The sequence below is a fragment of the Pseudomonas sp. G11 genome (genome assembly GCF_029457515.1).
In the GTDB taxonomy this organism is placed as follows: Bacteria; Pseudomonadota; Gammaproteobacteria; order Pseudomonadales; family Pseudomonadaceae; genus Aquipseudomonas; species Aquipseudomonas gorinensis.
The window spans coordinates 3,096,621-3,122,997 of record NZ_CP120377.1; the positions used below are offsets into that span (position 1 = coordinate 3,096,621).

Annotated in this window: 22 protein-coding genes; 3 read left to right on the plus strand and 19 right to left on the minus strand. The window is 60.2% G+C overall.

Annotated elements, in window-relative coordinates; translation table 11 throughout:
• Position 1 precedes the first annotated feature (1 nt).
• The 18 genes from nuoJ to P2T68_RS14430 all read right to left on the minus strand — a co-directional run bounded on the left by nuoJ (position 2) and on the right by P2T68_RS14430 (position 21,204).
• Positions 2 to 505, minus strand: a complete 504-nt coding sequence (nuoJ, locus tag P2T68_RS14345; protein ID WP_003174726.1) for an NADH-quinone oxidoreductase subunit J — start codon at positions 503 to 505, stop codon at positions 2 to 4.
• Between the two features lie 9 nt (positions 506 to 514).
• A complete protein-coding gene (gene nuoI, locus P2T68_RS14350) occupies positions 515 to 1,063 on the minus strand; it encodes an NADH-quinone oxidoreductase subunit NuoI (RefSeq protein WP_003174725.1) in 549 nt (182 codons plus the stop codon).
• An 11-nt stretch (positions 1,064 to 1,074) separates the two neighbouring features.
• Positions 1,075 to 2,082 carry an NADH-quinone oxidoreductase subunit NuoH gene (nuoH, locus tag P2T68_RS14355; protein WP_017137518.1) on the minus strand — a complete coding sequence of 336 codons (1,008 nt, stop codon included), beginning with the start codon at positions 2,080 to 2,082 and terminating at the stop codon, positions 1,075 to 1,077.
• Positions 2,079 to 4,793 (minus strand): NADH-quinone oxidoreductase subunit NuoG, encoded by a 2,715-nt coding sequence (nuoG, locus tag P2T68_RS14360; RefSeq protein ID WP_024076178.1) that lies wholly within the window; start codon positions 4,791 to 4,793, stop codon positions 2,079 to 2,081. Before nuoG ends, nuoH begins: the two co-directional genes overlap by 4 nt.
• A 135-nt stretch (positions 4,794 to 4,928) precedes the next feature.
• The gene (nuoF, locus tag P2T68_RS14365; protein ID WP_277379506.1) at positions 4,929 to 6,284 is read right to left on the minus strand and encodes an NADH-quinone oxidoreductase subunit NuoF; all 1,356 of its coding nucleotides are present in this window, start codon (positions 6,282 to 6,284) and stop codon (positions 4,929 to 4,931) included.
• Positions 6,281 to 6,778 carry an NADH-quinone oxidoreductase subunit NuoE gene (gene nuoE, locus P2T68_RS14370; protein ID WP_003174721.1) on the minus strand — a complete coding sequence of 166 codons (498 nt, stop codon included), beginning with the start codon at positions 6,776 to 6,778 and terminating at the stop codon, positions 6,281 to 6,283. Before nuoE ends, nuoF begins: the two co-directional genes overlap by 4 nt.
• Positions 6,779 to 6,780: 2 nt before the next feature.
• A complete protein-coding gene (gene nuoC, locus P2T68_RS14375; protein WP_024076176.1) occupies positions 6,781 to 8,565 on the minus strand; it encodes an NADH-quinone oxidoreductase subunit C/D in 1,785 nt (594 codons plus the stop codon).
• Positions 8,566 to 8,637: 72 nt separating this feature from the next.
• Complete coding sequence (locus tag P2T68_RS14380) at positions 8,638 to 9,312, minus strand: NADH-quinone oxidoreductase subunit B (protein WP_003219572.1); 675 nt, start codon at positions 9,310 to 9,312, stop codon at positions 8,638 to 8,640.
• Positions 9,313 to 9,322: 10 nt separating this feature from the next.
• Positions 9,323 to 9,736, minus strand: coding sequence for an NADH-quinone oxidoreductase subunit A (locus P2T68_RS14385; protein WP_003219575.1), 414 nt, complete (start codon positions 9,734 to 9,736; stop codon positions 9,323 to 9,325).
• An 803-nt stretch (positions 9,737 to 10,539) separates the two neighbouring features.
• Positions 10,540 to 11,865 (minus strand): isocitrate lyase, encoded by a 1,326-nt coding sequence (gene aceA, locus P2T68_RS14390; protein ID WP_024076175.1) that lies wholly within the window; start codon positions 11,863 to 11,865, stop codon positions 10,540 to 10,542.
• A gap of 494 nt (positions 11,866 to 12,359) precedes the next feature.
• Complete coding sequence (locus tag P2T68_RS14395; RefSeq protein WP_069076506.1) at positions 12,360 to 13,097, minus strand: secretin N-terminal domain-containing protein; 738 nt, start codon at positions 13,095 to 13,097, stop codon at positions 12,360 to 12,362.
• A gap of 244 nt (positions 13,098 to 13,341) precedes the next feature.
• Positions 13,342 to 13,764, minus strand: a complete 423-nt coding sequence (locus tag P2T68_RS14400; protein ID WP_024076173.1) for a GNAT family N-acetyltransferase — start codon at positions 13,762 to 13,764, stop codon at positions 13,342 to 13,344.
• The gene (locus P2T68_RS14405; RefSeq protein ID WP_024076172.1) at positions 13,757 to 14,926 is read right to left on the minus strand and encodes a cupin domain-containing protein; all 1,170 of its coding nucleotides are present in this window, start codon (positions 14,924 to 14,926) and stop codon (positions 13,757 to 13,759) included. Before P2T68_RS14405 ends, P2T68_RS14400 begins: the two co-directional genes overlap by 8 nt.
• A gap of 83 nt (positions 14,927 to 15,009) precedes the next feature.
• Positions 15,010 to 16,380 (minus strand): adenylosuccinate lyase, encoded by a 1,371-nt coding sequence (gene purB, locus P2T68_RS14410; protein WP_024076171.1) that lies wholly within the window; start codon positions 16,378 to 16,380, stop codon positions 15,010 to 15,012.
• A 125-nt stretch (positions 16,381 to 16,505) separates the two neighbouring features.
• Positions 16,506 to 17,129: a high frequency lysogenization protein HflD gene (hflD, locus tag P2T68_RS14415; protein ID WP_277379507.1), complete on the minus strand. Its 624-nt coding sequence runs from the start codon at positions 17,127 to 17,129 to the stop codon at positions 16,506 to 16,508.
• Positions 17,126 to 18,250: a tRNA 2-thiouridine(34) synthase MnmA gene (mnmA, locus tag P2T68_RS14420; RefSeq protein ID WP_024076169.1), complete on the minus strand. Its 1,125-nt coding sequence runs from the start codon at positions 18,248 to 18,250 to the stop codon at positions 17,126 to 17,128. Before mnmA ends, hflD begins: the two co-directional genes overlap by 4 nt.
• Before the next feature lie 59 nt (positions 18,251 to 18,309).
• Positions 18,310 to 18,756: an NUDIX hydrolase gene (locus tag P2T68_RS14425; protein WP_024076168.1), complete on the minus strand. Its 447-nt coding sequence runs from the start codon at positions 18,754 to 18,756 to the stop codon at positions 18,310 to 18,312.
• Positions 18,757 to 18,978: 222 nt separating this feature from the next.
• Positions 18,979 to 21,204, minus strand: a complete 2,226-nt coding sequence (locus tag P2T68_RS14430; RefSeq protein ID WP_024076167.1) for an NADP-dependent isocitrate dehydrogenase — start codon at positions 21,202 to 21,204, stop codon at positions 18,979 to 18,981.
• A gap of 493 nt (positions 21,205 to 21,697) precedes the next feature.
• On the opposite strand from P2T68_RS14430, the gene icd reads away from it, so the two are divergent.
• On the plus strand, positions 21,698 to 22,954 hold the full coding sequence (icd, locus tag P2T68_RS14435) for an NADP-dependent isocitrate dehydrogenase (RefSeq protein ID WP_024076166.1): 1,257 nt from the start codon (positions 21,698 to 21,700) through the stop codon (positions 22,952 to 22,954).
• A 91-nt stretch (positions 22,955 to 23,045) separates the two neighbouring features.
• Here the strand turns inward: icd and cspD are convergent, their stop codons facing one another.
• Positions 23,046 to 23,324 carry a cold shock domain-containing protein CspD gene (gene cspD, locus P2T68_RS14440; RefSeq protein ID WP_024076165.1) on the minus strand — a complete coding sequence of 93 codons (279 nt, stop codon included), beginning with the start codon at positions 23,322 to 23,324 and terminating at the stop codon, positions 23,046 to 23,048.
• A gap of 224 nt (positions 23,325 to 23,548) precedes the next feature.
• On the opposite strand from cspD, the gene clpS reads away from it, so the two are divergent.
• Together clpS and clpA are read left to right on the plus strand one after the other, a co-directional pair.
• Positions 23,549 to 23,917, plus strand: coding sequence for an ATP-dependent Clp protease adapter ClpS (gene clpS / locus P2T68_RS14445; protein WP_010567912.1), 369 nt, complete (start codon positions 23,549 to 23,551; stop codon positions 23,915 to 23,917).
• Positions 23,918 to 23,946: 29 nt separating this feature from the next.
• On the plus strand, positions 23,947 to 26,217 hold the full coding sequence (clpA, locus tag P2T68_RS14450) for an ATP-dependent Clp protease ATP-binding subunit ClpA (RefSeq protein WP_024076164.1): 2,271 nt from the start codon (positions 23,947 to 23,949) through the stop codon (positions 26,215 to 26,217).
• Positions 26,218 to 26,377 lie beyond the last annotated feature (160 nt).

A 26,377-nucleotide genomic window follows, 5' to 3' on the forward strand; every position in this document is an offset into this window, starting at 1 on the left:
GTCATTGCTCCTTGGCTTCGTTGCGGCCCAAGTGGAAGGCGGTGATGGCTGCGGCGAGCAGCAGCATCGAAGCCAGTTCGACCACCAGCAGGTACGGGCCGAACAGGCTGATGCCCACGGCTTTCGCGTCCACGGTGGTGTGGCCGATGGCCTGGCCGCTCTGGTGAGCGAACAGCACATACAGCAGTTCACCCAGCAGCAGGGCTGCGAGGACGACCGGGCCGAGCCAGATGCCGGGCTTGAGCCAGACGCGCTCCTGGGCGACCGAAGCCGGCCCGAGGTTGAGCATCATCACCACAAACACGAACAGCACCATGATGGCGCCGGCGTAGGCGATCACTTCCAGGACACCGGCGAACGGTGCGCCGAGGCTGAAGAAGGTCATGGCCACGGCGATCAGCGAAATGATCAGGTAGAGCAGGGCGTGCACGGGGTTGGTGTTGGTGATCACGCGAAGCGTGGACACAACCGCGATACCCGATGCGAAATAGAAAGCGAATTCCATCTTTCTTCCTTAAGGCAGCAAGCTCTTCACGTTGATCGGCTCGGCTTCGTTTTGTGCGGCGCCCTTCGGCTTACCGGCAACGGCCATACCTGCAACACGATAGAAGTTGTAATCAGGGTTTTTACCGGGACCAGAGATCAGCAGATCTTCTTTCTCGTACACCAGGTCCTGACGTTTGAACTCGGCCATCTCGAAATCCGGTGTGAGCTGGATCGCGGTGGTCGGGCAAGCTTCCTCGCACAGGCCGCAGAAAATGCAGCGCGAGAAGTTGATGCGGAAGAAGTCCGGGTACCAGCGACCGTCTTCGGTTTCAGCTTTCTGCAGGGAGATGCAACCCACCGGGCACGCCACGGCGCACAGGTTGCAGGCTACGCAACGCTCTTCGCCATCGGGGTCGCGGGTCAGCACGATGCGGCCGCGATAGCGCGGCGGCAGGTACACCGCTTCTTCCGGGTATTGCAGGGTGTCGCGTTTGCGGAAGCCGTGACCGAACACCATCACCAGGCTTCGCAACTGGGTACCGGTACCCTTAACGATGTCGCCAATATATTTGAACATGGGTCAAATCCTCACTGAACCGCGCCCGCTGGCGTGTTCAACAACACAACGGCAGCAGTCACCAGCAAATTGATCAGGGTCAGCGGCAGGCAGAAACGCCAGCTGAAATCCATCACCTGGTCGTATCGTGGACGCGGAATGGAAGCGCGCAGCAGGATAAACAGCATGATGAAGAACGCGGTCTTCAGGAAGAACCAGAAGAACGCCAGCTGCGGCAGGATGCCGAATGGACCGTGCCAGCCGCCGAAGAACAGCGTGACCAGCAGGGCCGAGATCAAGATGATGCCGATGTACTCACCGACGAAGAACATGCCCCATTTCATGCCGGCGTATTCAATGTGGTAACCGTCGGCCAGTTCCTGTTCCGCTTCCGGCTGGTCGAACGGGTGACGGTGAGTCACGGCCACGCCAGCGATGAAGAAGGTACAGAAGCCAAAGAACTGCGGAATGATGAACCACAGGTTCTGCGCCTGGTACTCGACGATGTCGCGCATGTTGAACGAGCCGACCTGCACCACGATGCCCATCAGCGCGAGGCCCATGAACACTTCGTAGGACACGGTCTGGGCCGAGGCACGCAAGCTGCCGAGCAGGGCGAACTTGTTGTTACTCGACCAGCCGGCGAACAGCACCGCGTAGACCGACAAACCCGCCATGGCGAAGAAGAACAGCAGGCCGATGTTCAGGTCCGCCACGCCCCAGGTCGGGGTGATCGGGATGATCGCGAAGGCAATCAGCAAGGCGCTCATGGCCACGACCGGTGCCAGGGTGAAGATCACCTTGTCGGCAAACGGCGGGGTCCAGTCTTCCTTGAAGAACATTTTCAGCATGTCGGCAGCGATCTGGAACATGCCGAACGGGCCAACGCGGTTCGGACCGTAGCGGTCCTGCCACCAGCCCAGCAGGCGACGTTCGACGAAGCTGAGCAGGGCGCCCGCGACGACCACGGCCAACAGGATCACGATGGCCTTGACGACCGAGATGATCACGTCGATCACTTCAGGGGTGAACCAGGTCATTGCGCTGCCTCCTGCAGACCGTCAACGGTTTTGCCAAAGATTGCCGCGGGAATACCGGCGAAACCTTTAGGCAGTGCAACCAGGCCGGCACCCAACGCTTCGTTGATGCGCAGCGGCAGACGCAGGGTCTGGCCGGCCACGTTCAGGCTGAGCAGGGCGCCGTCGTTGACGCCCAGGCGGTCGGCTTCGGACTTGGCCACGGATACATAGGCAGCGGGAATGCGCTCTTGCACCGGCGCGGCTTTGGAAGAGGTTTCTTCGCTGCCGAACAGGTGGAAGAACGGCACGACCTGCCAAGTACCGGGGGCCGGATTGAACGGACGCGGTACGGCGGCGAACCAGTTCAGCGCATCGCCCTGGGTTTCGATCAGGCGGGTGCCTGGGTCGCCAGCGCGGATATGACCACCGACTTCGTCCTGGAACTTGTTCCAGGCCTGCGGCGAGTTCCAGCCCGGCGACCAGGCAAACGGCACCTGCTGACGTGGCTCGACGGAACCCGAGTAACCTTCCATGGAGAAGGCGAATGCGGTGTCGTTATCTTGCGGGGTGCGCGGTTCGTGCACGCTGATATCGGCACGCATGGCGGTACGACCGGAGTAGCGCAGCGGTTCACGGGCGAGTTTCAAGCCCTTGATGCGGAACGCGGCGGACGGTGCGGCGTCGACGATACGTGCCAGTTGCGGTGCACTTGCGGCGACAGCTGCGGTGACGTGGTCGAGCTGGGTCCAGTCCAGCGGCTGGTTCAGCAGGGTCGAGCGCAAGGCATGCAGCCAGCGCCAGCCTTCGTGAACCAGGATGCTGGCGTCCATGTACTTCGGATCGAACACCTGGAAGAAGCGCTGGGCGCGGCCTTCCTGGCTGACCAGGGTACCGTCGCCTTCGGCGAAGGTCGCGGCCGGCAGTACCAGGTCGGCTCGCTCGCTGGTCGCGGTCTTCTGGTGGTCGGCCACGATCAGCACCTTGGCGGCGTTCAGCGCGGCATCGACCTTGGCCGAATCGGTGCGGGTGTACAGGTCGTTTTCCAGTACCACGATCGCGTCGGCCTTGCCGTCGGTGACCGCTTGCAGGGCCGCGTCCAGGGACTCGCCCCCGAGCATGGCCAGGCCAAGGCTGTTGGCTTCCGGCACGACCAGGCTGATGGAGCCGTTCTTGTCACGCAGCTTCAGGGCCTTGGCGATGTTTGCGGCGGCTTCGATCAACGCCTTGGACGCCAGCGAGGTCCCGGCAATGATCAGTGGGCGCTTGGCCGCCAGCAGGGCGTCGGCGATGCGTTGGGCAAGTGCCAGCGCTTCAGCGTCCAGGCCTTCGACGGCAGGCGCGCTGGCATCGAGGGCGTGGGCCACGGCGAAACCGATGCGGGCCAGGTCGTCAGGGGCGGCGTGTACGCATTCTTCGGCGATATCGTCGAGCTTGGTTTCAGCGATGCTTGCGATAAACAGCGGGTTCAGCGCGTGCTGGCCGATGTTTTTCACCGCAGCGTCGAGCCAAGGCTGTACGCGCATGGCGTCGGCCATGTCTTCGGCCTTGCCTTTGACTGATTGACGCAGGGACAGCGCGATACGCGCGGCGGTCTGGGTCAGGTCTTCACCGAGCACGAAGATCGCGTCGTGGTCTTCGATGTCGCGCATGTTCGGCACTGGCAGCGGGCTGTCGTTCAGCACTTGCAGGACCAGGCGGATACGTTCCAGTTCACCGGCTTCGATACCGGAGTAGAAGTGCTCGGCGCCGACCAGTTCGCGCAACGCGTAGTTGCTTTCGAGGCTGGCGCGGGGCGAACCGATACCGACGATATTGCGCCCGCGCAGCAGGTCAGCGGCCTTATCGAGGGCCTCATCGGTGCTCAGCTTGGCGCCGCCGGCCAGCAGGGGCTGGCGCGGGCGGTCTTCGCGGTTGACGTAGCCATAGCCGAAACGGCCACGGTCGCACAGGAAGTACTGGTTGACCGAACCGTTGAAGCGGTTTTCGATGCGACGCAGTTCACCGTAGCGCTCGCCCGGGGAGATGTTGCAACCGCTGGAGCAGCCATGGCAGATGCTCGGTGCGAACTGCATGTCCCACTTGCGGTTGTAGCGCTCGGAGTGCGTCTTGTCGGTGAAGACACCGGTCGGGCAGACCTCGGTGAGGTTGCCGGAGAATTCGCTTTCCAGCACGCCGTCCTCGACGCGACCGAAGTACACGTTATCGTGGGCGCCGAAAACGCCGAGGTCGGTGCCGCCAGCGTAGTCTTTATAGAAGCGCACGCAACGATAGCAGGCGATGCAGCGGTTCATTTCGTGGGAAATGAACGGGCCGAGGTCCTGGTTCTGGTGGGTGCGCTTGGTGAAGCGATAACGGCGCTCGTTGTGGCCGGTCATCACCGTCATGTCTTGCAGGTGACAGTGACCGCCTTCCTCACAGACCGGGCAGTCGTGGGGGTGGTTGGTCATCAGCCATTCGACAACGCTGGCGCGGAACGCCTTGGATTCTTCATCGTCGATGGAGATCCAGGTGTTGTCGGTGGCAGGGGTCATGCAGGACATGACGATACGACCACGGGTGTCGTTCTCGTCGGTGTACTGCTTGACCGCACACTGGCGACAGGCACCGACGCTACCAAGCGCGGGGTGCCAGCAGAAATACGGGATATCGAGGCCGAGTGACAGACACGCCTGTAACAGGTTGTCCGCCCCATCGACTTCGAGCGCTTTGCCGTCTACGTGGATAGTGGCCATGGTTCAAAGTTCTTCGTTGGCCCGTTGTCAGCGGGCGTGGCTAATGGAATCTTGTTATTCATGTGCATCAACACAGCCATCAAGGCGTCAGCACATGACAAGGCGAAGGGCACGGACCCTTCGCCTGTTTAAGCGTTACGCGCCGACTATGATCGGCCTTGCCAGAGGCGGGACGGCGGCGCTGGTGGGCGCGATGCCGGCTTCGAACTCCGAGCGGAAGTATTTGATTGCGCTGCCCAATGGCTCTACGGCGCCCGGTGCGTGAGCACAGAAGGTCTTGCCTGGGCCGAGGAAACCGACCAGGCCCAGCAGGGTCTCGATGTCACCCTCGCGGCCTTCGCCGTTTTCCAGGGCCATCAGCAGCTTGACGCTCCACGGCAAACCATCGCGGCATGGGGTGCAGAAACCGCAGGATTCACGGGCAAAGAACTGCTCCATGTTGCGCAGCAGCGAGACCATGTTCACGGTGTTGTCGACTGCCATCGCCAGGCCGGTCCCCATCCGGGTGCCGACCTTGCCGATGCCGCCGGCATACATTTGTGCGTCGAGGTGCTCAGGAAGCAGGAAACCGGTACCGGCGCCGCCTGGTTGCCAGGCTTTCAAGGTGTAGCCGTCGCGCATGCCGCCGGCGTAGTCCTCGAACAGCTCGCGCGCGGTCACGCCGAACGGCAGTTCCCACAGGCCAGGGTTCTTGACCTTGCCGGAGAAGCCCATGAGCTTGGTGCCCATGTCTTCACTGCCTTCGCGAGCCAACGATTTGTACCAGTCCACGCCGTCGGCGATGATCGCCGGCACGTTGCACAGGGTCTCGACGTTGTTCACGCAGGTCGGCTTGCCCCACACGCCCACGGCGGCAGGGAAGGGCGGCTTGGAGCGTGGGTTGGCGCGGCGGCCTTCGAGGGAGTTGATCAGTGCGGTTTCTTCACCGCAGATGTAACGCCCGGCGCCGGTGTGCACGAACAGTTCGAAGTCAAAACCCGAACCAAGGATGTTCTTGCCCAGCAGGCCAGCGGCCTTGGCTTCTTCCACGGCACGGTTGAGGTGCTTGGCGGCGGTGGTGTATTCGCCGCGCAGGAAGATATAGCCACGGTAGGTTTTCAGCGCGCGGGCGCTGATCAGCATGCCTTCGATCAGCAGATGGGGCAGTTGCTCCATCAGCATGCGGTCTTTCCAGGTGTTGGGCTCCATTTCATCCGCGTTGCACAGCAGGTAGCGGATGTTGATGGATTCGTCTTTGGGCATCAGGCCCCACTTCACGCCGGTGGGGAAGCCTGCACCGCCGCGACCCTTGAGGCCGGCGTCTTTCACCGTCTGGACGATGTCGTCCTGGCTCATGTCGGCGAAGGCTTTGCGCGCAGCGGCGTAACCGTTCTTGGCCTGGTACTCGTCGAGCCATACCGGCTCGCCGTCGTCACGCAGGCGCCAGGTCAGCGGGTGGGTTTCGGCCGAACGCTTGATCAGGTTGGCCGGGCCGAAGGAAGTCAGGGTCATGGGTAGCCCTCGAGCAATTGGGTCACGCCAGCAGGCTGCACGTCACCGAATGTGTCGTCGTCGATCATCAACGCCGGCGCCTTGTCGCAGTTGCCCAGGCAGCACACCGGCAGCAGCGTGAAGCGGCCGTCCGGGGTGGTCTGGCCGAGGCCGATGCCCAGTTTGTTCTGGATCTCGCTGACCACCGACTCGTGGCCACCGATGTAGCAGACCATGCTGTCGCACACGCGAATGATGTGGCGGCCAACCGGCTGGCGGAAGATCTGGCTGTAGAACGTGGCCACGCCTTCAACGTCGCTGGCAGGAATGCCAAGGATCTCGCCGATGGCGTAGAGGGCGCCGTCCGGCACCCAACCACGTTCCTTCTGGACGATCTTCAAGGCTTCGATCGACGCCGCGCGCGGGTCTTCGTAGTGATGCAGCTCGTGCTCGATGGCCGAGCGCTCGGTTTCACTCAAGGTGAAACGGTCTGTCTGGATAAGCGTGCTGTTCATGCTTAGCGGTCCACGTCGGCCATAACGAAATCGATACTACCCAGGTACGCAATCAAGTCCGCGACCATCTCGCCTTTGATCACCGAAGGGATCTGCTGCAAGTGGGCGAAGCTTGGGGTGCGAATCCGGGTGCGGTAGCTCATGGTGCCGCCATCGCTCGTCAGGTAATAACTGTTGATACCCTTGGTCGCTTCGATCATCTGGAAGGATTCGTTGGCCGGCATTACCGGGCCCCACGAAACTTGCAGGAAGTGCGTGATCAGGGTTTCGATGTGCTGCAGGGTGCGCTCTTTCGGCGGCGGCGTGGTCAGCGGGTGATCCGCTTTGTAGGGACCTGCCGGCATGTTGCGCATGCACTGCTCGATGATCTTCAGGCTCTGGCGCATTTCTTCGACGCGCACGATGCAACGGTCGTAGGCATCGCCGTTGGCCGCCAGCGGTACTTCGAACTCGAAGTTCTCGTAGCCGGAGTACGGGCGTGCTTTACGCAGGTCGAAATCGCAGCCGGTGGAACGCAGGCCGGCACCGGTGACGCCCCATTCCAGGGCCTCTTTGGTGTTGTAGGCGGCGACGCCGATGGTGCGGCCCTTGAGGATGCTGTTGTCCAGCGCGGCTTTCTGGTACTCGTCCAGGCGCTTGGGCATCCAGTCGATGAATTCCTTGACCAGGCGTTCCCAGCCGTTCGGCAGGTCGTGGGCCACGCCGCCGATGCGGTACCAGGCCGGGTGCAGGCGGAAACCGGTGATGGCTTCGATGACCTTGTAGGCGCGCTGACGGTCGGTGAAGGTGAAGAACACCGGGGTCATGGCGCCGACGTCCTGGATATAGGTACCCAGGAACAGCAGGTGGCTGGTGATCCGGAAGAACTCGGCCATCATGATGCGGATGGTGTCGACGCGGTCCGGTACCTTGATGCCGGCCAGCTTCTCGACCGAGAGCACGTACGGCAGGTTGTTCATCACGCCGCCGAGGTAGTCGATACGGTCAGTGTACGGGATGAAGCTGTGCCAGGACTGACGCTCGGCCATCTTCTCGGCGCCACGGTGGTGGTAGCCGATGTCGGGCACGCAGTCGACGATCTCTTCGCCGTCCAGTTGCAGGATGATACGGAAGGCACCGTGGGCCGAAGGGTGGTTCGGACCCAGGTTGAGGAACATGTAGTCCTCGTTGGCGCCGGAACGCTTCATGCCCCAGTCTTCCGGACGGAAGCGTGCAGCCTCCTCTTCCAGCTGTTGCTTGGCGAGGTTGAGGCTGAACGGGTCGAATTCGGTGGCGCGGGCAGGGAAGTCCTTGCGCAGCGGGTGACCTTCCCAGGTCGGCGGCATCATGATGCGCGTCAGGTGCGGGTGGCCGGGGAAGTCGATGCCGAACATGTCCCAGACTTCACGCTCGTACCAGCTGGCGTTCGGCCAGATACCGGTCACGGTGGGAATGCTCAGGTCGCTCTCGGACAGGGCGACCTTGATCATCACGTCGCTGTTACGTTCGATCGACAGCAGGTGATAGAACACGGTGAAATCGGCGCCGCTCGGCAGCCCCTGGCGCTTGGTGCGCAGACGCTCGTCCACGCCATGCAGGTCATAGAGCATGACGTACGGCTTGGGCAGGTTGCGCAGGAAGGTCAGGACTTCGACGAGCTTGGCACGTGCCACCCACAGCACCGGCATGCCGGTGCGTGTGGCCTGGGCGGTGAAGGCATCAGGGCCGAAACGGTTATTGAGTTCGACGACCACATCCTGGTCGTCTGCCTTGTAAGGCGGGATGTACAGAGCACTGCCTGTAGTCATGGTTTTTTATCGCTTTCGGTCAACGTAAAGAATGAAGCCAGGTTTTCGTTCTATAAAAGAATCGGTTCTGGATCAGACTTCGTCGGGGCTGCGCAGGTTGGTGACCTGAATACGCTGTTCGCGGCGCTGTTCCTTTTGTGACGGCATCTCGGCGCGGTAAACGCCTTGATCTCCGACAACCCAGGAAAGTGGGCGACGCTCCTTGCCAATCGATTCCTGCAACAGCATCAAGCCTTGCAGGAATGCTTCAGGGCGGGGCGGGCAGCCAGGCACGTAGACGTCCACGGGCAGGAACTTGTCCACCCCCTGAACCACGGAGTAGATGTCGTACATGCCACCGGAGTTGGCGCACGAACCCATGGAGATAACCCACTTTGGCTCGAGCATTTGCTCGTAGAGACGCTGAATGATCGGCGCCATCTTGATAAAGCAGGTTCCGGCGATAACCATGAAATCCGCCTGGCGCGGTGATGCCCGGATGACTTCGGCGCCGAAGCGTGCGATGTCGTGGGGCGCCGTGAAGGCGGTGGTCATTTCCACGTAGCAGCAGGACAGACCGAAGTTGTACGGCCACAGGGAGTTCTTACGTCCCCAGTTGACCGCGCCACTCAGCACGTCTTCCAGCTTGCCCATGTAGATGTTTTTGTGGACTTGGTCTTCTAACGGGTCGGAAACGGTTTCCCGTTCGCCGATGGGGTACTGCTCGTTAGGAGCATCCGGGTCGATCCTGGTGAGATTGTATTGCATCGCCAAAGCCTCATTGTTTCAGCTTCGCTTGCCGCTTGCGACGAGCTTCCGGAGCCCAGTCAAGGGCGCCCACTCGAAATAGGTAGACAAGGCCTGCCAACAGAATTGCTATGAAAACGAGGGCTTCGACGAATCCGGTCCAGCCGCTTTCGCGGACGGACACAGACCAGGCAAAGAGAAAGAGGGCTTCGATATCGAAGATCACGAAGAGCATCGCGACCAGATAGAATTTGGCTGAGAGCCGCAAGCGGGCGCCACCTGTGGGTAGCATGCCGGACTCGAACGGTTCGTTTTTGCTGCGGCCCCAGGCTTTTGACCCGAGGAGGCTGGAGACGCCAAGCATGAAGGCACAAAGGCCGACAACACCGAGGAGGAAAATGGCAAAGCCCCAGTTGTGGGCCATGAGTCCTGTCGCTTCGGTCATGCTGGAAATCCTTAACAGAGAGCAAAGGTCTCTGAGCTCGAAAAAGTAACGATGCAGTGACGATATGTCGCAGCGCAATCAATCGCGTTGATTTTATGGCTAAACACCGGGCAAGTAAAATTCCTATAGCGAAATTATTCGCGGGAATAAGCACATAGTGCACCTCCTTGGGGCTGCAGCCCTTGCATAGTGGGCATTAGCGGGCATTTGATCAAATGTGTTTTGTTTAACCTGTAACGAAGCTTTCTTGTTCTAAATGATAATGAATATTGTTTGGGTGGGTTTTAAGCAGGTGCTGATGGTGTAGCGGGGGAAGTTGCCGTTACTTGGTTGATTTCCGCTAGTTGCCGGAGCGGATCTTTTAACCGATTTATTTGCAGCGAATACCGCGCTGGATCAATGTTTTGTAAAAAATATTCAGGTTGCATGCGTTCCCGGGGTGTGGGGGGGGCTTGTCAGTTAAGAGATAGAACGAGCAAACAGTCACCTGTGGCGAGCGGGCTTGCCCCGCGTTGGGCTGCGAAGCGGCCCCAAAACCAGGCATCGCGGTGTGTCAGTTGAAAACACATCGCCTGTAACGGGGCTGCTTCGCAGCCCAGCGCGGGGCAAGCCCGCTCGCCACAGTTAGGGTGCTCCTTCTGGACTGACAGGCATCAGGGCAGGCCCCCTCCCACATTTGGGGGCTCATTGACCTGGGGCGGATCGCTCAGGCAAAAAAACGCCCCGAACCAGTCGGGGCGTCAGATCGTGCGGCACTGCGGTTAGCTCTTTATCGGGTCCGCGATGGCCGTGTGCTCATGCACTCAGTGGAACTGTTCTTCTTCGGTCGAGCCGGTCAGTGCGGTCACGGACGAGGTGCCGCCCTGGATCACGGTGGTCATGTCGTCGAAGTAGCCGGTACCCACTTCCTGCTGGTGAGCCACGAAGGTGTAGCCCTTGGCGGCGTCAGCGAACTCTTGCTCTTGCAGCTTCACGTAGGCGGTCATGTCGTTGCGGGCGTAGTCGTGCGCCAGGTTGAACATGCTGTGCCACATGTTGTGAATGCCGGCCAGGGTGATGAACTGGTGCTTGTAGCCCATGGCGGACAGTTCGCGCTGGAACTTGGCGATGGTCGCGTCGTCCAGGTTTTTCTTCCAGTTGAAGGAAGGCGAGCAGTTGTAGGACAGCAGTTGGTCCGGGTATTCCTTTTTGATCGCTTCAGCAAAGCGACGGGCTTCAGCCAGGTCCGGCTTGGCGGTTTCGCACCAGATCAGGTCGGCGTACGGCGCGTAGGCCAGGCCGCGGGCGATCGCCTGGTCAAGACCGGCGCGTACTTTGTAGAAACCTTCCTGGGTGCGTTCGCCAGTGACGAACGGTTGGTCGTACGGGTCGCAGTCCGATGTCAGCAGGTCGGCGGCGTTGGCGTCGGTACGGGCCAGGATGATGGTCGGTGTACCGGCAACGTCAGCCGCCAGGCGGGCAGCGGTCAGCTTCTGTACGGCTTCCTGGGTCGGCACCAGTACCTTGCCGCCCATGTGGCCGCATTTTTTCACCGAGGCCAGTTGGTCTTCGAAGTGCACGCCGGCGGCGCCAGCCTCGATCATGCTCTTCATCAGCTCGTAGGCGTTCAGTACGCCGCCGAAACCGGCTTCGGCGTCAGCCACGATCGGTGCGAAGTAGTCGATGTAGCCTTCGTCGCCAGGACCTTTACCGGCTTTCCACTGGATCTGGTCGGCACGGCGGAACGAGTTGTTGATGCGCTTGACCACGGTCGGTACGGAGTCCACCGGGTACAGCGATTGGTCGGGGTACATGGATTCAGCGGAGTTGTTGTCCGCTGCCACTTGCCAGCCGGACAGGTAGATCGCCTGGATACCGGCTTTTACCTGTTGGACTGCCTGGCCGCCAGTGAGGGCGCCCATGCAGTTGACGAAATCTTTGTCGGGACGGAAGGAAGGCTTGGCGCCCTGGGTCACCAGGTTCCACAGCTTCTCGGCGCCGAGTTTTGCAAAGGTGTGCTCAGGTTGAACCGAGCCACGCAGGCGGACGACGTCAGCAGCGGAATAAGCGCGGGTTACGCCTTTCCAGCGTGGGTTTTCAGCCCAGTCTTTTTCAAGGGCTGCAATTTGCTGTTCGCGTGTCAGTGCCATGGGGGAAAACCTCGTCGCATAGGTCTAGGTGGAAAATTCCATTTGCCAGCCACGTAGTGAATGCGTGGTTGTGGCTGCTCGCTGACCAGAAGCTTGGGTGTTCAAGTCAAGTTCGGCGGGGATGGCGACGGGATGAACGATGGCTCAAGGGGGGAGTTGAGCAGGTAAGGGCGAACTGCGAACGGTCTTCGGGCATCGTGGGCCTTTGTACGATCCATCAGTGTGTAGCCGGGTTACCTGGTTAGCTTCCGTCCCTCGGGACAACTTCGTTCCAGTCGCAACCTCGTCAAACACACCTTGTGGGCGGTACAGACACGAATCGGCTCGGGTGGGTAGCTTGGAGCGTCGATCCGAAGGCCCTTGCCAGGGCCCCTGATTAGCGGGAGCGAGGCCATCATGCACAGGCTTTTTTGGATCGTCAAATGTTTTGTAGTGCTTTTTTTATAGCACTACATCTTTAGTCTAATACGACTCGTCAGTCAGTTTTTGGTGCTTCAGTTCAGGGTGTCGACCTTAACCCGCAAAGTCAGGTCGTCACGGCCCTGAGTAGAGTAGCTGCGGGTTGTGGAGGATTTATCGGCCTGGGTCTCACGGTTGATGCCGGCCAGGGGGATCCATTCGCCCAGGCGGCCGCTGACGGTTGTGTCGGTACTTTGCACGTTCACTACATCGGCACGTTCCTGGCTCATGCGGTCACGGTTGGTACTGATCGCCAGGTGCACGGTGTCGCCGGTGACGCTGGCGGTGACGTAGAAGCCCTGAGTGACGTTGCGGTACTGGGTCTGGTTCTGCGGGCGGCCGTAGGCATCGGGCTGCGTGGTGGTCAGGGGGACGCTCTGGCCGACCTGGATCAACGCGGGTACGCCTTCGCTGGCCTGGATCTGCTGGATGCCGCCCTCGCGGCTGGCGGTGCCGTAGCTGATGATGCGCGTCTGGCTGTCGCCGCTGTTCTGCTGGTTGTTTTCATTGGTATCGACGGTGATCAGCAGGCGTTTGGCCGGCGTGTCCAGTTGGGCGAGCAGGGCGCGCAGGTCCTGGATCTTGCCGGGGGCGGCATTCACGATCAGTTGGTTGCCGTAGGCGCTGACGGTACCGTCCTTGCCGATGAAGTTCTGCGCCACGGGCAGCAGGTCGGCGCTGGTGCGGTTGCTCAGGTTGACGACTTCGGTGTCGGCCAATGCCGTGCAACTGGCGGTCAGGAGGAGAGCGGTGAGCAGGGTGCGAAGGGACATGTCCGTTATCTCTGCGAGTCATTTAGGCTTGATAGTGCCAGTTTGTCGGCCTGGCAGGTCGCAAGTTTAGTGAGGATCAAGCCTGCTGTAGTGGGTAAGTCTGTCGTGGCGAGCGGGCTTGCCCCGCGTTGGGCTGCGTAGCAGCCCCAATAAAAAACGCCGCGTTCCTTCAGAAAGAGCGCGGCGTCTGGTTTTTGGGGCTGCTACGCAGCCCAGCGCGGGGCAAGCCCACTCGCCACGGGGATCAGCCCCCGCGCACCATGTCGACATGCGGAATCCCGACTTCCAGGAATTCCTCGCTGGTGATCTTGAAGCCCAGTCGCTCATAGAACGGTGCCGCATAGACCTGCGCGCTAAGGAACTGTTTGGTCTGGCCGCGTTTCTCGGCCTCGCCAATCACGGCTTCCATCAGCTTGTCGCCGACCTTCAGCCCGCGCCAGTCCTTGAGGACCGACACGCGACCGATCTCGCCGCTGGGCAGCAGGCGAGCGGTGCCAATCGGGAAGTCGCCCTCGTATGCGAGGAAATGCACTGCATCTGCGTCGTCTGCGTCCCACTCCAGTTCTGGTGGGACCGATTGTTCGGCGATAAATACCGCTTCACGAATGCGCCGAATCTCGGCGATATCCTTTTGCCAGTCCGCGACACTTACGTGAATTTTATTCATCGGCAAACCCCAGGCTTCCTTGTTTGACCAGTTCGCACAACAGGTCGCGGCCATCTTCGTCCGCCAGCCATGGGCTGAGGTTCTCGATGTGCAGCGCGTCGGCGGCGCAGATCAGCTTCAGCAGCTCGCGCAGTTTGCCCGGCAGGTAGCGACTCTGGCCGCTGGCGAACAGCAGCAGGTCGTCGTCCACTTCCGACCAGGCCAGGCGCGCGCTCGGGTTGCGAATCAGCACGGCGCCGTCTTCCAGGCTGCTCACCACGTCTTCTTCCGACAGGTCTTCCGGTCCGGTAACCAGTTCCGGGTAGCGCGGCTCGGTCATGAACTGGCCAAACCAGGTCAGCAGCATGCGCTCGTCGCTCATATGCTCGGCCAGCAGGCTCTTGAGACGGTCCAGGGCGTCGCTCTGGATCTGGTGCGGGTCGCCGGCTGGTTGGGCGTCGGCGTCGGTGTAGCGCTCTTCGTCGGTCAGGTACTGGCTGAGGAAGTCGGTGAAGTGGGTCAGGACTTCAGCGGCGCTCGGTGCACGGAAACCTACCGAGTAGGTCATGCAGTCATCTTCAGCGATACCGAAGTGTGCCAGGCGTGGCGGCAGATAGAGCATGTCGCCCGGTTCCAGTACCCACTCGGCGCTTTCTTCGAATTCGGCGAGGATGCGCAGGTCGGCGTGTTGCAGCAGCGGGCTTTCGGAGCTGCACATTTGGCCGATCTTCCAGTTGCGCTTGCCCTGGGCCTGCAGCAGGAACACATCGTAGTTGTCGAAGTGCGGACCCACGCTGCCGCCCGGCGCAGCGAAACTGATCATCACGTCGTCGATGCGCCAGCTCGGCAGGAAGCGGAACTGCTCCAGCAGATCGGCCACTTCCGGCACGAACTGGTCGACCGCTTGTACCAGCAGGGTCCACTCGCGCTCAGGCAGGGTGCTGAAGGTGTCTTCGGCGAACGGACCGCGACGCAGCTCCCATGGACGTTCGCCATGCTCGATCACCAGGCGCGACTCGACTTCCTCTTCCAAGGCGAGGCCGGCCAGTTCGTCGGCGTCGATCGGGCTTTCGAAGTCAGGGATGGCCTGGCGGATCAGCAGGGGTTTTTTCTGCCAGTAGTCGCGCAGGAACTCCCGTGCCGTGATGCCGCCCAGAAGTTGAAGAGGGATATCAGGATTCATGTGTAACCTATTGAAAAAAAGCACTTTTCAGACTGGAATAAAAACGCCCGGCGCGGCCGGGCGTCTCAGGGGTCTTGCGGTAATCAGATGCGTTTGGCTTGGGCCACGGCGTTGCCGATGTAGTTGGCCGGGGTGAGCAGTTTCAGCTCGGCCTTGGCAGCGGCTGGCATGTCCAGGCCATCGATGAAAGTTTGCAGCGCTTCAGGGCTGATGCCCTTGCCACGCGTCAACTCTTTGAGCTTCTCGTACGGGTTTTCGATGTTATAGCGGCGCATCACGGTCTGGATCGGCTCGGCCAGCACTTCCCAGCAAGCGTCCAGGTCAGCGGCGATCTTCTGCTCGTTGAGCTCAAGCTTGCTGATGCCTTTGAGGCTGGCTTCGTACGCGATCACGCTGTGGGCAAAGCCGACGCCGAGGTTGCGCAGTACGGTGGAGTCGGTCAGGTCGCGCTGCCAGCGGGAGATCGGCAACTTGCTGGCCAGGTGCTGGAACAGGGCGTTGGCGATGCCGAGGTTGCCTTCGGAGTTTTCGAAGTCGATCGGGTTGACCTTGTGCGGCATGGTCGACGAACCGATTTCGCCGGCAATAGTGCGCTGCTTGAAGTAGCCCAGGGAGATGTAGCCCCAGATATCGCGATCGAAGTCGATCAGGATGGTGTTGAAGCGTGCAATGGCGTCGAACAGCTCGGCGATGTAGTCGTGCGGTTCGATCTGCGTCGTGTACGGGTTGAAGCCCAGGCCCAGCTCGTCTTCGATGAAGGCGCGGGCATTGGCTTCCCAGTCGATCTCGGGGTAGGCCGACAGGTGCGCGTTGTAGTTGCCGACAGCGCCGTTGATCTTGCCCAGTAATGGCACGGCGGCGACCTGTGCGATCTGACGTTCCAGGCGGTACACCACGTTGGCCAGTTCTTTGCCCAGGGTGGTCGGCGACGCCGGCTGGCCGTGGGTGCGCGATAGCATCGGCACGGCGGCGAAACGGATCGCCAGTTCGCGGATAGCTTCGGCGGTCTGGCGCATCAGCGGCAGCATGACGTCATCACGGCCTTCGCGCAGCATCAGGGCATGGGACAGGTTGTTGATGTCCTCGCTGGTGCAGGCAAAGTGGATGAACTCGCTGACCTGGGCCAGTTCCGGCAGCTTGGCCGCCTGTTCCTTGAGCAGGTACTCGATGGCTTTTACGTCGTGGTTGGTGGTGCGCTCGATCTCTTTGACACGCTCAGCGTGTTCCAGGGAGAAGTTTTCCGCCAGGGTGTTGAGCACGGCGTTGGCTTCGGCGGAGAACGCCGGCACTTCGCTGATGGCGGGGTGAGCGGCCAGGCGCTGGAGCCAGCGCACTTCAACCAGTACACGAGCACGGATCAGGCCGTATTCGCTGAAAATAGGGCGCAGGGCCTGGGTTTTGCCGGCGTAGCGGCCGTCAACAGGGGAAACCGCAGTGAGCGAAGAGAGCTGCATGGGGTGTTCTCGGACAGTCGGGCAACGAAATGGGGCGCGTATCATACATGAAAAAATCCGCCGGTCCGTTGCCAACTGACCGGCGTATTACGCGTAACGGCTTGAAAAGGGCCCGTTGGTACGACTTATTCGTTGCGCATCAACGGGTAAAGCTCTTTGAGCAATTTGCGATGGCTGATGACCAGCTGCCAACGATGACCGCCCAACTGGCGCCACAACCGCGCCGAACGAATACCGGCCAGGAGCAGCGCGCGGATTTTCGAGGCGTTGTTCGGTTGTTGCAGGTTGCGCATGTCGCCGTGGACCTGGATCCGCTGGCGCAAGGTGCTCAAGGTGTCCTGGTACAGCGCACCCACGGCGGCGATCACGTTTTCGTGGGCTGGGCCGAAGTGTTCCACCTGGGATTGAATCTGCGGCAGGCGTTTGCCAATGGTCTCGAGCAGGTCGTCGCGCTTGGCCAGTTGGCGCTCGAGACCGAGCATCGACAAGGCATAGCGCAGCGGCTCACGTTGCAAGGTGCTCGGGTCACGCTCGAGTGCGCCGATCAGCGCGCGGTAACCTTCGCGCAGGGCCAGGTCGTCGCCGCCGTAGACCTCCAGGGTGTCCTTGGGGTCGCGGATCAGCAGGCTGCCGAGCATGCAGGTCAGGCCCGCTTCGGTGACCTGGCCGGTCTTGGCGATCTTGTCCACCAGCACCGCGGCGAGGAATACACCGCCGAGTGCCGTCAGTTGCTCCTGGGTCGGGCTCATGCCGGGGTGCTCCAGGGTTCGGCGATTTCGATCACGCCGCCCCCCAGGCAAATCTCCCCGTCGTAGAACACTACGGACTGGCCAGGTGTGACCGCGCGTTGCGGGTCATCGAAGGTGGCACGGTAACCGCTGGCGGTTTTTTCCAGGGTGCAGGGTTGGTCGCTCTGGCGATAGCGCACCTTGGCGGTCAGGCGACGCGGGGTGCTCAGGTCGATCGGGTTGACCCAATAGATCTCCGACGCCAGCAGGGCGCGGGAGAACAGCAGCGGGTGTTCATTGCCCTGTCCAACAACCAGTACGTTGTGCTCCAGGTCCTTGATCAGTACGTACCAGGGTTCTTCACCGGCGTCTTTCAAGCCGCCGATGCCCAGGCCCTGGCGCTGCCCGATGGTGTGGTACATCAGGCCGTGGTGGCGGCCGATGACCTCGCCGTCGGTGGTCTTGATCTCGCCCGGTTGTGCCGGCAGGTACTGCTTGAGGAAGTCACTGAAGCGGCGCTCGCCAATAAAGCAGATCCCGGTGGAGTCCTTCTTCTTGGCCGTGGCCAGGCCGTGTTGCTCGGCGATCCGGCGCACTTCGGGTTTCTCCAGCTCGCCGACCGGGAACAGGGTCTTGGCGATCTGTTCGCCGCCGACGGCGTGCAGGAAGTAGCTCTGGTCCTTGTTCGGGTCCAGGCCCTTGAGCAGTTCGGTGCGGCCATCGATATCGCGACGGCGCACGTAGTGGCCAGTTGCAATCAGGTCGGCGCCGAGCATCATGGCGTAGTCGAGGAACGCCTTGAACTTGATCTCGCGGTTACACAGGATGTCCGGGTTCGGCGTACGACCGGCCTTGTATTCGGCCAGGAAGTGCTCGAACACATTGTCCCAGTACTCGGCGGCGAAGTTGGCGGTGTGCAGCTTTATACCGATTTTGTCGCACACGGCCTGGGCATCCGCCAGGTCGTCCATGGCGGTGCAATATTCCGTTCCATCGTCTTCTTCCCAGTTCTTCATGAACAGGCCTTCCACCTCATAGCCCTGCTCCATGAGCAGAACGGCGGAAACGGAAGAATCCACGCCGCCGGACATACCGACGATGACGCGCTTCTTTTGTGTGTCAGAAGGGGCTGGATCACGCATAGGATTTCAACGGGTGTCTTTAAAAAGGACGCGATTCTAGCAGGCTCGCGCCTGCAAGGCTAAAGAGAAGGGCGGATCAATTCGAGACTGTGGCGCTGACCGGCCAGATAATCGTCGATACAGCGGATGATCAGCTCGCTGCGCCAGTCGTCGCGCAAGGCTATCAGCTCGTCGCGCGTCAGCCAGCGGGCGCGCACGATGCCCTCGTCGAGTTGATAGTCCGGGTAGTGTTTCAGCGCCTTGGCGGTAAAGCAGACCCGCTGGTAGGTCACGCCATTGCTGGGGGCGGTGTACAGGTAGATACCGACGACGCCGGTGGCTTCCACGTCCCAGCCGGTTTCTTCGAGGGTTTCGCGCACGGCGGCTTCGGTCAGGGTTTCATGCGGGTCGAGGTGGCCGGCGGGCTGGTTGAGCACGGCACGCCCGTTCTTGAGTTCTTCGACCATCAGGAAGCGGCCGTTGTCTTCGACGATGGTGGCGACGGTGATGTGGGGTTGCCAGGTCATGGGGTGCCTCGATTCAGTTGTACGGCTCGGCCTATCGGCAGGATTGCAGTCAATGTGGGAGGGGGCTTGCCCCCGATAGCGGTGGATCAGCTATAAGTAGCCTGGTCGGTATGTGCCATCGGGGGCAAGCCCCCTCCCGCAACTTGATTGGGTTTCTTCAGCAAAAAGCACATAAACAAAAACCCCGGCACAGGGCCGGGGCTTCTTTGCATCCTTACAACCTTACTTCAACTTGGCAATCGCCGCGTTGAGGGTGTTGCTTGGGCGCATGGCCTTGCTGGTCAGCTCCGGGTTCGGCGCGTAGTAGCCGCCGATGTCCACTGGCTTGCCCTGTACGGCGTTGAGCTCGGCAACGATGGTTGCTTCGTTCGCGGCCAGGGTCTTGGCCAGTTCGCTGAACTGCCCTTGCAGTGCCGTGTCTTCGGTCTGTGCCGCCAGGGCCTGGGCCCAGTACAGCGCCAGGTAGAAGTGGCTGCCGCGGTTGTCGATGTTGCCGACTTTGCGCGATGGCGACTTGTTGTTGTCGAGGAACTGGCCGGTGGCCTGGTCCAGGGTCTTGGACAGTACCAGGGCTTTCGGGTTGTTGTATGTCACGCCCAGGTGTTCCAGGGAGGCTGCCAGGGCCAGGAATTCGCCCAGGGAGTCCCAGCGCAGGAAGTTCTCTTCCAGCAGCTGTTGCACGTGCTTGGGTGCCGAACCGCCAGCGCCGGTTTCGAACAGGCCGCCGCCGTTCATCAGTGGCACGATCGACAGCATTTTGGCGCTGGTGCCCAGTTCCATGATCGGGAACAGGTCGGTCAGGTAGTCGCGCAGTACGTTACCGGTCACCGAGATGGTGTCCAGGCCCTTGCGGGTGCGCTCCAGGGTGAACTTCATCGCGTCGACCGGCGACATGATGCGGATGTCCAGGCCTTCGGTGTTGTGGTCTTTCAGGTAGGTCTGGACTTTTTCGATCACGGCGCCATCGTGGGCGCGCTTCGGGTCCAGCCAGAAGATGGCTGGGGTGTTGCTGGCGCGAGCGCGGTTGACGGCCAGCTTGACCCAGTCCTGGATCGGCGCGTCTTTGGCCTGGCACATGCGGAAGATGTCGCCGGCTTCGACGGGCTGTTCCATCAGCAGGTTGCCCTTGCTGTCGGTGACGCGGACCACGCCGTCAGCCTTGATCTGGAAAGTCTTGTCGTGAGAGCCGTACTCTTCGGCTTTCTGCGCCATCAGGCCAACGTTCGGTACGCTGCCCATGGTAGTTGGATCGAACGCGCCATTGGCCTTGCAGTCTTCGATGACGGCCTGGTAGATGGTGGCGTAGCAACGATCCGGAATCACGGCCTTGGTGTCGTGCAGTTGGCCGTCGGTGCCCCACATTTTACCGGAGTCACGGATCATGGCCGGCATCGAAGCGTCGACGATGACGTCGCTCGGCACGTGCAGGTTGGTGATGCCTTTGTCGGAGTTGACCATCGCCAGGGAAGGGCGCGAGGCGTAGACCGCCTGGATGTCGGCTTCGATCTGCGCTTGCTGCTCGGCCGGCAGGGCCTTGATGCGTGCGTACAGGTCGCCGATACCGTTGTTCAGGTTGAAGCCGATCTCGGCCAGCACGTCTGCGTGCTTGGCCAGGGCGTCTTTATAGAACTCGGCAACGATCTGGCCGAACATGATCGGGTCGGAGACCTTCATCATGGTGGCTTTCAAGTGAACCGACAGCAGGACGCCTTGTTTCTTGGCGTCTTCGATTTCAGCGGCGATGAAACTGCGCAGGGCTTTCTTGCTCAGTACGGCGCTGTCGATGATTTCGCCGGCCTTGACCGTGGTCTTTTCTTTCAGGACGGTGGTGGTGCCGTCTTGGGCGACCAGCGCAATTTTGACAGTGTCAGCGGCTTCGATCTGTACGGCTTTTTCGCTGCCGTAGAAGTCGCCGTTGCTCATGTGGGCAACGTGGGACTTGGAGTCGGCAGCCCAGGCGCCCATTTTGTGCGGGTGCTTGCGTGCGTAGTTCTTGACCGACAGGGGGGCGCGACGGTCGGAGTTGCCTTCGCGCAGGACCGGGTTCACGGCGCTGCCCTTGACCTTGTCGTAACGTGCACGGGTTTCTTTTTCCGCGTCGGTGGTTACGGTTTCGGGGTAGTCCGGCAGGGCATAGCCCTGGGCCTGCAGTTCCTTGATCGCCGCCTGCAGTTGGGGGGTCGAGGCACTGATGTTAGGCAGCTTGATGATGTTGGCTTCAGGGGTCACGGCCAGGGCGCCCAGTTCGGCGAGGTGGTCCGGTACGGCCTTGGTGCCCAGTTGCTCGGGGAAGCTTGCGAGGATGCGCCCGGCGAGGGAGATGTCGCGGGTTTCCACGGCAATATCAGCGGAAGCGGTGAAGGCCTCTACGATAGGCAGCAGTGAATAGGTGGCGAGGGCTGGGGCTTCGTCGGTGAAGGTGTAGATGATCTTCGAGCGGGTGGGCATATTCGGATTAACTCTCTTCTTTGCTGAAAGCGTGCGCAGAAACTCGAGATGCGCCGGGTAGAGCGCGTTCGTTCAAAGTCATCCATGAGCGAAAGGTCGAGGTTTCTTCGCGGTGATGTTGGGTTGCATCAGTCGAGCGTCAAGCGGGTGGACTATTGTAATAGTCCTGCTTTGTGGCGGAGGGCGTTGTTCTAGAGCGGTCCGCCGTCGTGACTCTTTGGTCAGCGGCGGCATTATACATAGGTCGCTATGCTTACGCCGAGCCTTCATACAAAAGGTGTGTCGTCCATTGGTCTAAAGGTCGCAGGTACCGGATTACGCCTAAAGTCGCACGATGTGCTCAAGATTGGCGCTTTTCCCTTTGCTTTCAGGCTTGTAGGCGACTAAATGTGCTGTTTTCGATGCAAATGAGCATGGCGCGAGGTTTCAGTCGCCATTTATCTGGAGTAGGCTCGAACGCAGCCAGATGTTCAATCCATAGATGGAGTTCAGCATGGGATACAAGAAGATTCAGGTTCCGGCAGTCGGCGAAAAAATCACCGTCAATCCAGACCATTCTCTCAATGTTCCTGACCAACCGATCATCCCTTATATCGAAGGTGACGGTATTGGCGTCGACATCAGCCCGGTGATGATCAAGGTAGTCGACGCGGCTGTTGAAAAAGCCTACGGCGGCAAGCGCAAAATCTCGTGGATGGAGGTGTACGCCGGCGAAAAGGCGACCCAAGTCTACGACCAGGACACCTGGCTGCCCCAGGAGACCCTGGATGCGGTCAAGGATTACGTGGTGTCCATCAAGGGCCCGCTGACCACTCCAGTCGGTGGTGGTATCCGTTCATTGAACGTAGCCCTGCGCCAGCAACTCGACCTGTATGTGTGCCTGCGTCCGGTGCGCTGGTTCGAGGGTGTACCGAGTCCGGTCAAGAAGCCCGGTGACGTGGATATGACCATCTTCCGTGAAAACTCCGAAGATATTTACGCCGGCATCGAGTGGAAAGCCGGCTCGCCGGAAGCCATCAAGGTGATCAAGTTCCTCAAGGAAGAAATGGGTGTCACCAAGATCCGTTTCGATCAGGATTGCGGCATTGGTATCAAGCCGGTATCGCTGGAGGGCACCAAGCGCCTGGCGCGCAAGGCCCTGCAATATGTGGTGGATAACGACCGCGACTCGCTGACCATCGTGCACAAAGGCAACATCATGAAGTTCACCGAAGGTGCCTTCAAGGAATGGGCCTACGAAGTGGCGGCTGAAGAGTTCGGTGCCACCCTGCTTGATGGTGGCCCGTGGATGCAGTTCAAGAACCCCAAGACCGGCAAGAATGTGGTGGTCAAGGATGCCATTGCCGACGCGATGCTCCAGCAGATCCTGCTGCGTCCGGCTGAATATGACGTGATCGCGACGCTTAACCTGAACGGCGACTACTTGTCCGACGCCCTGGCGGCGGAGGTGGGTGGTATCGGTATTGCGCCGGGCGCCAACCTGTCCGACACCGTGGCCATGTTCGAGGCCACCCACGGGACTGCGCCCAAGTATGCGGGCAAGGACCAGGTCAACCCGGGCTCATTGATCCTGTCGGCAGAAATGATGCTGCGCCATATGGGTTGGACCGAGGCGGCCGACCTGATCATCAAGGGCACCAATGGCGCTATCTCGGCCAAGACCGTGACCTATGACTTCGAGCGCTTGATGGAAGGTGCCAAGCTGGTCTCTTCGTCAGGCTTTGGTGATGCGCTGATTTCGCATATGTAGGTGTAGGGCTCAGGCAACAAAAAACGGCCGCCCCGATTTGACTGGGTGGCCGTTTTTTTTATCGCAATTTGCTCGCTCGGCAGCCGATGGTTCAGGCCGTTTGTTTCTTTTCTTTATGAGCGTGCGGGGCTGCGGGTTTTTCCAGTGTTTCCGCTTTCACTGGTTCGATCTTCACGGCGTGCAGCCCTTTCGGTCCTTGAATGATTTCAAAGCTCACAGCTTGGCCCGCTTTCAGCGTTTTATAGCCATCCATTATGATCGCTGAATAATGCGCAAAAAGGTCCTCGGTTTTTCCATCCTCCTGCACAAAGCCATATCCTTTGGCGTTGTTGAACCACTTGACCTTGCCATTGATCTTGACGCCAGACATACACATTTCCTTCTGCACCAGACTCCATCACTGGAGTATCATCCAGTTTATCCGTCCTAACCCGAATAAATAAGGTTGACTGCGCGGACCTTTTTTACCCACTGTGGGTTCTATTGGTTGTAACACCGTTTTGCCGATAGTCAAGGCGACCGTATAGTCAGAGTTGAAATTCTGACAGCTCGCCCCCACCACTGTATTTGAACCACTGACGAACCTTTCTTTCCATGCATGCAATCAGCCAGATTCGACTAACATTCAATCAGGATCGACCGGATCACGAACACGATGACGACGGTTCTGCAGGCATTGCTGTTCAGGAGGCCAAGCCTGCTTTACAGGCGCCGCCGATGTACAAGGTGGTTTTGTTCAATGATGACTACACACCGATGGATTTCGTGGTCGAAGTGCTCGAGGTGTTTTTTAACCTGAACCGCGAGTTGGCGACCAAGGTAATGCTGGCCGTTCACACAGAAGGACGGGCAGTATGTGGAGTGTTTACCCGCGACATCGCCGAGACAAAGGCCATGCAGGTCAACCAGTACGCCAGGGAAAGCCAGCATCCGCTACTCTGTGAAATCGAGAAGGACGGTTAACGCCGACCACTTGGGTATGAGGTGAAGCTATGTTAAACCGCGAGCTCGAAGTCACCCTCAATCTTGCCTTCAAGGAGGCTCGTTCGAAGCGTCATGAATTCATGACCGTCGAGCACCTGCTGCTGGCACTTTTGGATAACGAAGCTGCCGCCACCGTATTGCGTGCGTGCGGCGCCAACCTCGACAAACTCAAGCATGACCTGCAGGAGTTTATCGACTCCACCACGCCACTGATCCCCGTGCATGACGAGGACCGCGAAACCCAGCCAACCCTGGGCTTCCAGCGGGTGTTGCAGCGTGCTGTTTTCCACGTACAGAGCTCCGGCAAGCGTGAAGTCACGGGCGCCAACGTGCTTGTGGCGATCTTCAGCGAACAGGAAAGCCAGGCGGTATTCCTGCTCAAGCAACAGAGCGTTGCCCGTATTGATGTCGTCAACTATATCGCCCACGGTATCTCCAAGGTGCCTGGGCACGGCGATCATTCCGAGGGTGAGCAGGAAATGCAGGATGACGAGGGCGGTGAGTCTTCTTCTTCGGGCAATCCACTGGATGCCTATGCCAGCAACCTTAATGAATTGGCGCGCCAGGGGCGGATCGATCCGCTGGTAGGGCGTGAGCTTGAGGTGGAGCGTGTCGCGCAGATCCTCGCGCGCCGTCGCAAGAACAACCCGCTGCTGGTGGGTGAGGCGGGTGTCGGTAAAACCGCGATCGCCGAAGGCCTGGCCAAGCGCATCGTCGATAACCAGGTGCCAGACCTGCTGGCCAACAGCGTTGTCTATTCGCTGGACCTGGGCGCGTTGCTCGCGGGCACCAAGTACCGTGGCGATTTCGAGAAGCGCTTCAAGGCTTTGCTTGGCGAATTGAAAAAACGCCCGCAGGCGATCCTGTTCATTGATGAGATCCACACGATCATTGGTGCCGGTGCGGCGTCCGGTGGGGTGATGGATGCGTCCAACCTGCTCAAGCCTCTGCTGTCGTCGGGTGACATTCGCTGCATCGGTTCGACCACGTTCCAGGAATTCCGTGGGATCTTCGAGAAAGATCGCGCACTGGCGCGTCGCTTCCAGAAAGTCGACGTGTCCGAGCCTTCGGTTGAAGACACCATCGGTATCCTGCGCGGGCTCAAGGGCCGTTTCGAGGCGCACCACGGCATCGAGTACACCGATGAAGCATTGCGGGCGGCGGCTGAGCTGGCATCGCGCTATATCAATGACCGTCACATGCCGGACAAGGCGATCGATGTGATCGATGAGGCGGGTGCTTATCAGCGTCTGCAGCCGGTCGAGAAGCGGGTGAAGCGCATCGACGTGGCCCAGGTCGAGGATATCGTGGCGAAAATTGCGCGGATTCCGCCAAAACACGTCACCAGCTCCGACAAGGAACTGCTGCGTAATCTGGAACGTGACCTCAAGCTCACCGTTTTCGGCCAGGATGCGGCCATCGACTCGCTGTCCACCGCGATCAAGCTGTCGCGTGCGGGCCTCAAGTCGCCGGACAAGCCTGTCGGTTCGTTCCTGTTCGCCGGCCCTACCGGCGTCGGCAAGACCGAGGCTGCGCGGCAGTTGGCCAAGGCCATGGGGATCGAGTTGGTGCGGTTCGACATGTCCGAGTACATGGAGCGTCACACCGTGTCGCGCCTGATCGGTGCGCCTCCAGGCTATGTTGGCTTCGACCAGGGCGGCCTGTTGACCGAGGCAATCACCAAGCAGCCGCATTGCGTATTGTTGCTCGATGAAATCGAGAAGGCTCACCCGGAAGTCTTCAACCTGCTGCTGCAGGTCATGGATCACGGGACCCTGACCGACAACAACGGGCGCAAGGCGGACTTCCGCAATGTGATCGTGATCATGACTACCAACGCCGGTGCTGAAACGGCTGCGCGGGCCTCGATCGGCTTTACGCATCAGGATCACTCGTCCGATGCGATGGAAGTCATCAAGAAGAGCTTTACGCCGGAGTTCCGCAACCGCCTGGACACTATTATCCAGTTTGGTCGCCTCAGCCATGAGGTCATCAAAAGCGTGGTGGACAAGTTCCTTACCGAGCTTCAAGCGCAGTTGGAAGACAAGCGCGTGCAGTTGGACGTAACGGACGCGGCGCGCAATTGGCTGGCAGAGGGTGGCTACGACGCGGCAATGGGTGCTCGCCCAATGGCACGTCTGATCCAGGACAAGATCAAGCGGCCATTGGCCGAAGAGATCCTGTTTGGCGAATTGTCCGACCATGGTGGCGTGGTGCATATCGACCTGAAGGACGGCGAACTGACCTTCGAGTTCGAAACCACGGCTGAAATGGCCTGATCGATAGCTGCGGGCGCCAATGTGGGAGGGTGCTTGCCCCCGATAGCGGTAGATCAGTCACTTATGTAGCGACTGAAACACTGCTATCGGGGGCAAGCCCCCTCCCACATTTGGTTTTGGCACTTGGTAAATAGCACGCACACAAAAACGCCCGGCATAA